This is a genomic window from Pseudomonas syringae, assembly GCF_001698815.1.
Taxonomy (GTDB): Bacteria; Pseudomonadota; Gammaproteobacteria; order Pseudomonadales; family Pseudomonadaceae; genus Aquipseudomonas; species Aquipseudomonas syringae_A.
Window position 1 is genome coordinate 26,195 of sequence record NZ_LGSI01000058.1, and the last position, 11,688, is coordinate 37,882.

At 58.6% G+C, this 11,688-nt stretch carries 8 protein-coding genes; all 8 read right to left on the reverse strand.

The window, feature by feature from the left end; genetic code table 11:
* Nucleotides 1-161 precede the first annotated feature (161 nt).
* The 8 genes from AFK24_RS20640 to AFK24_RS20675 all read right to left on the reverse strand — a co-directional run bounded on the left by AFK24_RS20640 (nt 162) and on the right by AFK24_RS20675 (nt 11,465).
* Entirely contained in the window at nt 162-1,277 is a 1,116-nt protein-coding gene (locus tag AFK24_RS20640) for a mannuronate-specific alginate lyase (RefSeq protein WP_065834984.1), read from the reverse strand.
* Nucleotides 1,278-1,285: 8 nt separating this feature from the next.
* Nucleotides 1,286-2,725 carry an alginate O-acetyltransferase AlgX-related protein gene (locus AFK24_RS20645; RefSeq protein ID WP_065834985.1) on the reverse strand — a complete coding sequence of 480 codons (1,440 nt, stop codon included), beginning with the start codon at nt 2,723-2,725 and terminating at the stop codon, nt 1,286-1,288.
* Nucleotides 2,726-2,738: 13 nt separating this feature from the next.
* A complete protein-coding gene (gene algG, locus AFK24_RS20650; protein WP_065834986.1) occupies nt 2,739-4,349 on the reverse strand; it encodes a mannuronan 5-epimerase AlgG in 1,611 nt (536 codons plus the stop codon).
* A gap of 26 nt (nt 4,350-4,375) precedes the next feature.
* On the reverse strand, nt 4,376-5,875 hold the full coding sequence (locus AFK24_RS20655) for an alginate export family protein (RefSeq protein ID WP_065834987.1): 1,500 nt from the start codon (nt 5,873-5,875) through the stop codon (nt 4,376-4,378).
* Entirely contained in the window at nt 5,872-7,281 is a 1,410-nt protein-coding gene (gene algK, locus AFK24_RS20660) for an alginate biosynthesis TPR repeat lipoprotein AlgK (protein WP_065834988.1), read from the reverse strand. The genes AFK24_RS20655 and algK overlap by 4 nt, the downstream gene beginning before the upstream one ends.
* Nucleotide 7,282: 1 nt before the next feature.
* Nucleotides 7,283-8,455: an alginate biosynthesis protein Alg44 gene (locus AFK24_RS20665; protein ID WP_065834989.1), complete on the reverse strand. Its 1,173-nt coding sequence runs from the start codon at nt 8,453-8,455 to the stop codon at nt 7,283-7,285.
* A 41-nt stretch (nt 8,456-8,496) separates the two neighbouring features.
* Entirely contained in the window at nt 8,497-9,978 is a 1,482-nt protein-coding gene (gene alg8, locus AFK24_RS20670; protein WP_065834990.1) for a mannuronan synthase, read from the reverse strand.
* A gap of 170 nt (nt 9,979-10,148) precedes the next feature.
* Entirely contained in the window at nt 10,149-11,465 is a 1,317-nt protein-coding gene (locus AFK24_RS20675; protein WP_065834991.1) for a nucleotide sugar dehydrogenase, read from the reverse strand.
* Nucleotides 11,466-11,688: the final 223 nt, after the last annotated feature.

The following is an 11,688-nucleotide window of genomic DNA, read 5'->3' on the forward strand; positions in this document are numbered from 1 at the left end:
TCAAAGGCCGAAGCCCCCCCAAACCCCCCACAGCAAAATGGGGGTTAACGCAGTGCCCGTAGGAGCGGATTCATCCGCGAGGTCGGTATTGCAGATCATGGATATGGATCTGAATGCCCGTCCCCTCGCGGCTAAAGCCGCTCCTACGGTTGAGCTATGTATCAGCTGCCTTTGTCACCCTTCTCATGGCTCGGGTCGAAGACCTTGGTCAGGTCGCCACCGAGGCGGAAGGTTTTGAACGGTTGCATCTTGTGTTTGTTTTCCAGCACTTCAGGCTTGCAGGTGTAGAGCGAGCAGTACGGTTCAAGCCAGGCAAACTTGCTGTCGATCTTCAGATCCGTCATGTCCTGCTTGTCGCCATTCTTCTGCTTGAAGGCTTCCGGATCCTTGACGCCGCTGAGTACGCGTTCGCCAAGACGCTGCAACGCGCCGTTGTTTTCCGGGCGCACATCGACGCCGTTCACCTGAGCGAAACTGGCGATCATGGCCAGCGGCGGCAGGGCGTAGTTGTGATACGACAAGGCACGCTGATTGCGCTTGAGTTCGTTAGGCAGGAAGCCGTCCTTGTCGACCTGATTGGCGCCGACCTTGAATTCCTTCACCGCCCAGTCGAACAAGTCCTTGCGGTTGGTGGCGACCGAAGTTGCCATCACCGACCAGGCAGCCCAGTACGAGTGGTTGTTGGTTTTTTCCAGCGGCAGGTTGTCCCAGTCGCTGACCACTTGATCGGCCAGCTTGCTGAACCAGGCTTCGATGACTTGCGCCTGTTGCTGATGCGCCGCCAGTGGATGCGAATCGGAGAACTTCAAACGCAGGTAAGCGGAAGACATGCTGCCCAGCGCCCATTTGCGCATCGACTTGCCGGTGTGGTTGAAGTCCTTGGACTCCAGCGCATCGGCCTTGGCCCAGGTGGTGAGCATGTTCAGCGCGCAATCGAGCTGTTCCGGACGGCCATCACGCATGTACTGCATCACGACTTTGCTGATGCCGCGTTCCAGGGTGGTGATCGACTTGGTCGCCTCACGGAAAGCTTCTTCCGACTCCTCGTTGAGGGTCGAACGTGCCTTGTCGGAACCTTCGTATTTGCTGCGGAACACCAACTTGTCGGTGTACGGCTGCGGGATCGCGTCACAGGTGAAGTTGTTTTCGCCGGTTTTGAGTTTCTCGATCGGCGCGTAATACCCCTGCGGCGGCACGAGTGTCGTGGCCGCGCTCGCTGCCCCGGCAAACATCGCCAGAGACAGCAGGGTAGGGAGCATCAGTTTCGGAGTGTGCATAAGTAGCCTCATAACCCGGCTTGCGCGGTGTTCTGCGCAGCTCTCGGGAACACGTTACGTTTGCAAACCTTCGCCTCGATCTTCTGCGGTGCAGCACCCGCTTCCGGGCCCTGTACTTCCAGTGCGAGCAATTGCTGGTCAGCCCAGTCCTTGTCCTCGCGCAGTTCGAAGGAGAAGCGTCCGTCGGTATCGGATGTTTCCGGTTTTTCGATTTTCAGATCTTCGTGACGGCCGTTCATGTACCAGAGCTTGGCCTGAAGGACTTTCACCGACGGGTCGGCATAACGAATGTCGATCTGATTGCTGCCGTTGCGGATGTCCTTGATTCCATTCTTGCCATTGACCAACACTTCGTTGGTGCCCGGCTTGAGGGTGGTGCTGGCGCTCATGATGGCCGGCTTGCCTTCGCAGCCGTTATCCAGCAGCGACATCATCTGGCGATAGATGGTCTCCTGGTCCAGGCGGTACAACGGCGAGAATTCCCAGATCAGGACCTTCGGTGGACGCTTCTGGAAATCTTCACTGCCCAAGTACTGCAGCATCGAACCTTCCAGGCCACCGCCAGGGAACGCGACGTTCAACACGTCAGCGCCAATGTATTCCTGCAAGAAACCGGCAAAGTTGTAGTTCTTGCCACTGTGGCTGGTACCGACCAGGGTGATTTCCGGGTTGCCGGAATCGCCGAACAGATCGCCATCCGCCGCTTCGCCTTTAGGCTCGGTGGTGAACTGATCCATGTACTGGACTGCATAAGTATTGCCGCATAGCTGCGCCGCCATGTTGTGCAGGGTGCCGGTCTTGCCCATGCGGCCGGAGACGTGGCTCTCGAATTCGCGCTTGGGAATGCTGGCGTAACCTGGAACCTTCTTCACGGTTTCAGCAACGATTTTTGCCGTGCGCTGGGCGCCGTATGGCGTCCAGTGTTGGTCGCCACGGAAGTAGAAGTCGTGCGCCTGCTGCTCGTTGGTCAATGGCGACAGATCAGGCACCCAATAGCCCATCTTGCTGAAGCGACCGAGCATGGCCTGGTAGTTGGTCAGCGCTTTTTCATAGTCGAACTTGTCGCGTTCGGCCGGGAACAGTTTGTTGCGATCCACCAGGCCGCGCGTCGGCTGGTAAACCACTACCAGTTCCACACCTTTGCTCTTGAAGGCATCGTGCAGTTCTTTCATGCGACGGTAGCCTTCCGGCGTGGTGTCGAACTCGGTGCGCAAGTCTTCCTGGGTCCGGAACAGCCAGTCGCCCTGAGCCTGCACCAGCGTGGTGAAGTTCTGCTGATAGCGGGTCACGTAATTCTTGGCATCGTGAGCTTCAGGGCACAGGTTGCAGCAAGGCTCGGCGGTGAACGTCGGTGCCGTTGTGTCGTCGGCACGAGCACCGCCACTGATAGCGATCAGGGCTGCGGTCAGGCCGGACAGACTGAGTAACTTGATCAAATGTGCGTGCATAAAAATATCTTCCTCAGTCCTGAAGTTCTGTCTGGCGCTCGACCGGGTCGATCAGCACGGCTTTCTTCTGGCGGACCAGCAAGTCGAGAATCTCGTCCTGGCGCTCGCCCAAGATGCCGTTGAAGCTGATGCCGTTGCTCTTGGTCGGTGCCAGCATCGCGACGCGATACAACTCGATACTCAAGGGCGAGTCGATGGACAGCGGGCCGGAGTTGTTGCCGGTCAGTTCACCGCCGACAACGATCAGCGATACTTTGGTATCGAACGGGTCAAGGTCGATGTTGCGGTCGGTGTCGCTCAGATCCTTGATGTGGCCGTAGACGCCCATCAGGCCGTTGGCCATGGCGACGTTCTCGTACAGCTTGATGTTCACGCTGTTACGTACGCGGATGCCGTGACGACGGTTGGCAATCACGCGGTTGCCCCACAAGAGGTTGTCGCCGCTCTCGTACAAGGTGATACCGTCAGAATGGTTCTGATAGACCTCGTTGTACGCGACCAGATTGTTGCTGCTGTTACGGTCAAGGACCACGCCGGACAATTTGTTGTCGTGGCTCTTGTTGCGGAAAATGAAGCTGTCGTTCACCTCACGGGAAATGATGATTCCGTGCTTTTTCTTGGTCCCGTAGACGTCGTTCTCGGCAATGATCAAGCCGTGGGAACGGTCGTGGGGGTCAATGCCGTACACGATGTTGTCGCGATAGGTGTTGCCTTTGACCACGAAGTCTCGGGTTTCATAGCAATAGAAGCCGTACCACATGTCGGCGAACTCGGAGCCGATGATCCAGCCAGTCGGTTCCGGACGCTTCATGACCTTGGCCATGTTCGGCGTGTATTGGGAAATACTCACGCCGTAGGACTTACTCTTGGAGTAGCCCAGGCTCGCCATCTTGCTGTTGACCACGTAAGTCTGCGAACCGCCCCACGACAACAGGAACGGACGGAACTCGTTCGGTGAGCGGAACGTGGCCAGGCCTTTGTCCGCTTCGCGCCAGCCATTCAACTGGGAATCAGACATGAACAACTTGCCCTCAACCACCAGGAACGAACCGCCTTCCTGGGACAGACGCAGCTCCTTTTTGGCGATTTCCAGGGTTGCATGTTCGGTCACGAGAATCGGCACGCGGGCCAGGAACACACCTGGCGACACTTCGTTCAGGTACTGCTTGGGTACTTTCTTGGCCAGGTCCTGCAGCGTGGCATAACCGTCTTCAACAACGATGGCCTGCGGGATGCCGCGTTGACGGGCTACCCATTCGGCCATCTTGTTGTCGCCACCGATGAATTCCTTCAGACCGTTTTCCGCCATCATCCGGCCCATGCGTACTTTCGCCGGCTTGCCGCGCACGATTTTTTTCGCAGCGGCTTCGGCGGTGTAGCCGGTCAGGTCCGGCAGCTTGGGCTTGGCCATCATCAGCGGCTCAATGGGCGGGCTACTGATGGTGTAGGTCTTGGCCTGTTGCAATCCTTTAACGACCCCGGCCTTGGCTGGAGCGGTTGCAACCGGCGCACTGTTAGCCAGTACCACCGAGCTGCCGAGCAACAGCGCGCTGCTCAGCACTACGCTTTCCAGCAGGGCTTGTGGCCAGGCCCGTGTTCGCAGGTTGCTTGCTTGACTGTTCATCTCTCGCACTCCTTTCGCGGCTCGCATCAGAAGCGCCAGATAACGTCGACGATGGCGCGGTGCATGTATTCATCTACGCCACTGTGATAAGCGTCGCCCGGCTTGAAGACACCGGCGCGCAGGCGCACCAGCGCCGAAGGCTCGTCCATCGACTGGCTCAACGCCGCCGGCAACAGGCCCTGCTTGAAGTACTTGGTCACGACCAGGTCCATTTCCTGACCCAGATCCTTGCGGCCGTCTTCCAGCGGCAACGAATCGAAGGTGTTGGTCGAGATGCCGTTTTCGTCGAAGTTCTCGCGATTCGGGTTCACGCCAGCGCCGCCGATACGGGCGTTGCCGTCGACACGACGAAACTTGTGATAGATCAGCGACGCATCGTAGTCGTCACGCAGCTGCCAGGAGGCGAACAGCGAGCCGGTTTCCACGTTGGCCATTTCGCCCTGGAACGCTTCACCGAAGCGATGCACGCGCGAGCGGGTACCGGTCCAGTTCGAACGGTTGCTTTCCAGGCCGTTCTGTTCGTAATTCTTGCTGGCGCGCGAGTACGCGGCGCCGACTTGCCATTGCGGATCGAGACGGAAACGCAGGCCCAGATCGGTCGCCCAGCCATTGACGTTGCTGCTGGCCTTGTCGCCTGCCAGGTACTGATCAGTGGTGGTGTCATAACTGGTGGGGGTTTCGTCACGATCACCGGTCAGGTAAGTCAGGCTGCCCCAATAGTTGATCGGGTTGGTGTTGCGATAGTTGTAAGCATCGCTGTTGGCCTGCAGACCCAGCCAGGTCAGATCGCTCCGGGAAGTCTTATCCAGGTCGTCGACAACTTCGTTCTTGTCCTTGAGGCTGCCGCCGTCGTGGCTGTAATGGGCGCGCACGCCGGCCCAATGGCCAGGGGTCCACTGGTAGGCCACGTCACCGAACACATGCTGGCGATCCTTGTCTTTCGGATCCAGCTCGGTCAGGTCGGTGCGGTATTCGCTGAAGCGCTGGGCAGCGCCGACATCGGCACGCAACAGCGTGGTGTCGAACGCCCAGTTCACCGCTTCGATGTTCACGTCATGCCATTGGCCGTCGTCGTTGCGCAGGCGCTGACGACCGACCTTGAGCATTTCGCCAGGGTACGGAGTAAAACCGCTGTAGCCGATCCAGAATTCACGCAAGGCCAGATAGCTCTTGTCGACTTCCCGCTCGCTGGCATTGCCGCGAGCCGTTTGGGTGCCGCTGCCATCGCTGGTGGCTTGTTCCAGTGGGTCAGTCTGGATGGTGTCGGTGGCGGTCACCACCTGGCCCATCGCATAGCCACTGAAGTTACCGCGCTCGCCGTAAATCCATGGACGCACGTCGAGACCGATACCGTTGACGTCGCCGCCGGAACGGGTGCCCAGGTCGCGGTCGTCTTCGGCCTGGCCGGTGATCTTCACTTCCAGACCAAAGTTCTTGTCTTCAGTCATCGCGGCCAATGTCGGGGTCGCCCACAACAAGGTAAAGCCCAGGCCCATGCCGGCAGCCATCAGGGAATTCAGTTTCATAGGGGTGCGTCCTCGCCGTCTTCTTTTTGCAGGGCTTGCATGGCCAGCGCGTTCTGGCTGCTGGCGCCCCGGACTTTTTGCTCTTGTTCCAGCAACCGTTGGGCTGCGGCGAGCTTTTCGGGCGGTAGTGCGGCGCTCAGTTGCTGCGCCAGATCGGTGGCTTGCGGCGTACCTTGCTTCAGCGCCAATTGGCTGAAGACCCAGGCATTGACCGGATTGGGGATCGTGCCCTTGCCTTGCGAGTAGAGCTGGGCGATGGCGTAGTCGGCACTGTTCTGGCCGCCGCGTGCAGCGATCAGCAGTTCGTCCACAGCCTTCTGTGGATAGACCTGGCCGAGGTAGCCCCGGCGATAGATCTGCCCCAGGTAGTAATGCGCGGCGATTTCCGAGCCCGCGGCTTTCTTGAGATGCTCTTCGGCTTTTTTCGAATCAGCCGGCACCCATTTGCCTTCGTAGTACAGCTTGCCCAGCAGCAGTTCGGCGCGGGGTTGATCCGCAGCGCGACCGTTGTCCAGGTATTCCATCATCTTGTCGACGTCGCCCAGATCGGGGAAGTCGTAGAGCAGTTTGGCCAGGGTGACCCAGGAAATCGGGTAGCCCGGCGCGACTTGCTCCAGCAATTGCTGGGCAGTTTTTTCGTCCGGGGTGCCAATCTCGGAGTCGCCAAGCACGCGGGCTACGCTGTCCACGCGCTGAGCGCCGACAGTGCCGATCGCGTAAGCGCTTTGCAGCTGCTTGATCAGCGCTGCCTGCTGTTCGGTCTGACCGCGTTTCTGGTACACGGTGGCCAGTTCGACATAGCAGATGTCAGTGGTGTTCAGCGCGGTCTTGCAGATGGTTTCGACTTCATCCAGATGCTGATCGTAAGTGCCTTGGGTGCGATACAGCAGCACTTGGGCCAGACCTGCTTCCGGGTAGCCGGCAGCGCGCCATTCGCTGATCTTCTGCTGCGCGTTCACGTTGGGGAACGTGTGCGGGTATTGCAGATAGAGCATCGCCAGCGGCGTCAGAGAAGAAGTATCGCCATTGGCGAATGCCTTCTTCAGCAACTGCTCGGCTTCCTGGTGTTCAGCTTCGGTGGCATACGGTTTGGCAGCCAGCAGGCGGCCCAGACGCGATTGCGCCCGAGGCGAAGTTTCTGCGGCGGCGCGGTAGGTGGCTTCGGCCTGCTTGAGCAGGGCCGGATCGCGGCTTTCTACCTGAATATCGGCCAGACCGACCTGTGCATCGCTGTAGCCCAGGTCCGCCAGTTGCCGATAGTTCTGCTCTGCCAGGGCGGTGTCGCCGTTTTTCAGGGCTTCATTGGCCAGGCGTTGATCGGGCAGACCGGCACAACCGGTCAGCGCGAAGGCAATCGCCAGGCTCAATAGCGTTGGGGTCGACAAGGTTCGTAGTGGGCTACCCATGTTAGAGACCCGCGGCCATGGCTTTGTCGATCAGCCAGTTCATCGAAGGGCCACGATCACTGGTGACTTCTACAGGGCGACCGGAAAGCGAGCTGTCCAGCACTTCGTCAGGCTTGATCTGCACGCGGATGTCGGTGGACAGATCGGCGTCGCTCAAGTTGGTGCTGCTGACGATTTGACCGGTACGGACCTTGTCTTCGCCTGCGACCTGGAAGTTCACGTGAGTGCCGGGTTTGACATCGTTGAACTGGCGATAGGTGAAGCGTGCTTCAACGTTGGCGGCCGTGTTACGCGGCACCAGTTGGAAGATCACCTGACCTTTGGAAGCGAACTGACCGTCCGACACCAATTGCTTGGCAACGACGCAATCGCACGGGCTGGTCAAAGTACCGGCCATTTGCTTGCCGTACAGCTCTTCGATTTTGGCAGGTTGCAGGTCGTCGCCGTTCAGGCTGCCCTTGAGCATTTCCAGCATGCTGGTGCTGAACGAAGCGAGCGGGGCGCCTTTGGCAATCGGGCCGTTGACCTGAGCCAGGCTCTGGACGGTGCCTTCACGCGGCATGGTGACATCCATCGACGGCAAGGTAACCAGGCCAGCCGATGCGTGGCTCACAAAGTACAAGCCGTAGACGGTCTTGAAAATGAAACCGAATGCCGCCAGGCCAACAATGAAAATGCCGAGGCTGAAGGTCACTGCGCGCAGCCGCGCGAGGGCGCTCATGCCGCCGCCTTCGCCTTTGTTCTTGCGCGCCTTGGTGAAGTTGTCACGCTGCAAGGTGGCAAGTACTTCGCCCATGCTGACGATGTCGCCGCTCAGGTGCGAAGTGATCAGGTGGCGCAGGGTGGCGATGTCTTGCTGTTCCAGGTTCTGGAATTGGCAACCCACGCGGCCGGTAGAAGAGTCTACCGAACGGACCTGCATTTCGATGTCCATGGCCAGGCCAAGGTTGTCGATCAGAAATTGCAGGCGACCCTTGATAACTGAACCTGTGGCCAGGCGCAGATTGTTCGGGGCAACGAAACTCAGACCACCGGCCGACAGGTCTTCAACCTGGACCAGAGGCGCGTTGGGCTGGCCATTGAGCAGGCGCAGCTTGGCGGGAATCCGGATCCGCGCGTGTTGACGCTGGGCTTCGGATTCATGGACGACGTTCGCATTCACGGCTGTATTCATGGTTAATTTTTCCTACTTAAGCGATTAATCCGTGGGTCTGGTCAAACCATCGTCAACAGCACTGCGACGAAGATGGTGCCAGCCGAGAAAGTCATGGTTCGGGAGGACCATGTGTTGAACCAGCCCTGGAAACTGGCCATGTCACGGCTGAGTTTTGTGTCCTGACGAGTCCAGGACTGTCGGTCCAGGCGGAAGAAGACGTAGATCTTCATCAGCGCACCGACGATCTGGTTGTAATAAAGAATGATCGGATAGGCAGGCCCGATCGTGTGCCCTGACAAGGACAGCATCAGGGTGAGAATCAGGCGGGTGATGCCGATCCACAGCAGGTACATCAGGATGAACGTCACGCCATACTTCATGCTGGCGATGATCGCGACCGTCAGGCCGAGGATTGATGTCCACATGGACACCCGCTGATCGAACAGCACGACGCTGGTGAACAGACCCAGGCGACCCATGCCCAGGCCCAGTGCCCGGGAGTTCTGCCGCAGGTTATTGCCGTACCAGCGATACATCAGTTTGCGGCTGGCCTTGATGAAGCTCTTTTCCGGCGGATGCTCCACGGTATTGATAGCGGCATCCGGGACGTAGAACGTGTCGTAGCCCAGGCGCATCAGGCTGAACCAGCTGGACTTGTCATCGCCGGTGAGAAACTTGAACTTGCCCAGGCGCCAGTGAGTGAGCGAATCGCTCTCGACGTCGGCAATGAATGCCGGGTCGGTCACGACCGAAGCACGAAACACCGACATACGGCCGGTCATGGTCAACACGCGCTTGGACAGCGCCATCGAGCACATGTTGATGTGACGCTGGGCGAAACGCAGCTTGTGCCATTCGCTCATGATGTAGCCGCCGCGCACTTCGCAGAACTCGTTGGTGGTCAGGCCGCCGACATTGCCGAACAGCTGGAACCAGGGCACGGTCTTGCGCACGACGCCTTCGCTGAGCACGGTATCGCCATCGATCACGGCAACTACAGCGCGGTCATCCGGCAAGTGCCGGGAAATAGCGCGGAAGCCGAAAGCCAGGCCGTCACGCTTGCCGGTACCGGCGATGCGCACGAAGTCCAGCTTCACATGCGCAGGCGGATTGGCCTTCTCCCACATCGCCTTGACCAGCAGCTCATCGGACATTTCCACCAGCGAGCAGACGATCGTGGTCGGGAAACCGCATTCAATGGCTTCGCGAATCACCGAGCTGTACACCTGCGCCGTGGTCAGCGCATCGATACGAAAGCTGGTGACCATCAGAAACACATGGGACGGGTCCGCGGATTTGCCGAGCTTGCGAACCTTGCGGCGCAAGTGCGGGTAGACCACGTACAGAAACAGCATGCCGCGCAAGAAGTGCGTGGCACCCATCGAGTAGCGCCAGATACCAACGGCGCCAATCAGGAAAATAAAGTTCTTCGACTCGGCGTCGAAGATACTTGTAGGCAGCGCCAGAGCGAGGCCCATCAATAAACTCAGGTAGAACAGCCAACCGGCGGCCTGTAAAAGGCCGGTCTTTAGCCTGTGCATAATCTGTATCCCAAAGTCAGTTGCAAGCCTCAAGCCCCCGGTTTCAAACGCGGGGCTGGACAGGGAACCGTTGGAGCGAAACTTGCCCGCGAATGAACGTTGCGCGGTATGAAGACCGTCCGCGTCGTTCCCTTCGCGGGCAAGCCTCGCTCCTACAGCTTGCGGCTGATTTACCAGCAGATACCTTCGGTACGGTCGCTTTCGCTGGTGGCGCTGGTCATGAAGCCGACCAGATCGACGACGTGCTTGCCGGCTGGCGCATTGTTGGCCAGGGCGCGGAAACGCTCGTCGCGGTTACCCAGGATGATCACGTCAGCGTCCCCAATCACGGTTTCGAAGTCCGAGTTGAGCAAGGACGAAACGTGCGGGATTTTTGACTCGATGTACTCTTTGTTGGCTCCATGGACGCGAGCGTATTCAACGTTGGCGTCGTAGATGCTCAGGTCAAAGCCTTTACCGATCAGCATTTCGGCCAGCTCTACCAGCGGGCTTTCGCGCAGATCGTCGGTGCCGGCCTTGAAGCTCAGACCCAGCAGGGCGACTTTGCGAGTGTCGTGGCTGGAAATGATGTCGAAGGCGTTCTGCACCTGGGACACGTTGCTGCGCATCAACGAGTTGAGCAGCGGTGCTTCCACGTCCAGGCTGCTGGCGCGGTAGGTCAGGGCGCGGACGTCCTTTGGCAGGCAAGAGCCGCCGAAGGCGAAGCCGGGACGCATGTAGTACTGAGACAGGTTGAGGGTCTTGTCCTGGCAAACCACTTCCATCACTTCACGACCATCGACGCCGACTGCTTTGGCGATGTTGCCGATTTCGTTGGCGAAGGTCACTTTGGTGGCGTGCCACACGTTGCAGGTGTACTTGATCATCTCGGCCACTGCGATGTCCTTGCGGATGATCGGAGCGTCGAGTTCTTCGTACAGGGACTGCAGGACATCGCCGGAAGCTTTGTCGAATTCGCCGATAACGGTCATCGGTGGCAGGTCGTAGTCCTTGATCGCGGTGCTTTCACGCAGGAACTCAGGGTTCACTGCAACGCCGAAATCGATACCGGCCTTTTTGCCGGAGCAATCTTCCAGGATCGGGATAACCACGTTGGCGACCGTGCCAGGCAATACAGTACTGCGCACCACGATGGTGTGGCGGGAAGTCTTGTCGCGCAGAACAAAGCCGATTTCGCGGCAGACGGATTCGATGTAATCGAGTTCCAGATCGCCGTTCTTCTTGCTCGGCGTGCCGACGCAGATCATCGACAGGTCGGTGGCCCGAATGGCTTCGGAGAAGTCTGTGGTGCCGCGCAGCTTGCCGGTACGAATACCCTGCGCCAGGAGGTCTTCCAGGCCGGGTTCTACGATTGGCGATTTGCCGTTATTGATAAGGTCGATCTTGGCTGCAGAGATATCCACACCAACAACATCATGACCCCGCGCAGAAAGGCAACCGGCACATACTGCACCGACATAACCCAAACCAAAGATGCTGATACGCATCGTATTCTCCTCGATGTTCACGCCATAAGTTGGCTGGATATTAAAATTTGACCAGCAGTTATCGCGCGCTCGAAAAACGTGACTAGTTGAAGTCACACATATCGAACGCAGGCATAGATGAAAGGTGAGCGCCAAATAGTTAAGGCAGACTCAAGTACTGCTGAGTATTCGTGGCAAGTAACCTGTATGTAACGCTACAGGTTCTCGCTCTGGGACGCGGCAA

Excerpts from the sequence above, each read along its gene's own strand:
- AFK24_RS20640 (WP_065834984.1), bottom strand. The coding sequence starts at position 1,277 with ATGCACACTCCGAAACTGATGCTCCCTACCCTGCTGTCTCTGGCGATG.
- AFK24_RS20645 (WP_065834985.1), bottom strand. The coding sequence starts at position 2,725 with ATGCACGCACATTTGATCAAGTTACTCAGTCTGTCCGGCCTGACCGCA.
- algG (WP_065834986.1), bottom strand. The coding sequence starts at position 4,349 with ATGAACAGTCAAGCAAGCAACCTGCGAACACGGGCCTGGCCACAAGCC.
- AFK24_RS20655 (WP_065834987.1), bottom strand. The coding sequence starts at position 5,875 with ATGAAACTGAATTCCCTGATGGCTGCCGGCATGGGCCTGGGCTTTACC.
- algK (WP_065834988.1), bottom strand. The coding sequence starts at position 7,281 with ATGGGTAGCCCACTACGAACCTTGTCGACCCCAACGCTATTGAGCCTG.
- AFK24_RS20665 (WP_065834989.1), bottom strand. The coding sequence starts at position 8,455 with ATGAATACAGCCGTGAATGCGAACGTCGTCCATGAATCCGAAGCCCAG.
- alg8 (WP_065834990.1), bottom strand. The coding sequence starts at position 9,978 with ATGCACAGGCTAAAGACCGGCCTTTTACAGGCCGCCGGTTGGCTGTTC.
- AFK24_RS20675 (WP_065834991.1), bottom strand. The coding sequence starts at position 11,465 with ATGCGTATCAGCATCTTTGGTTTGGGTTATGTCGGTGCAGTATGTGCC.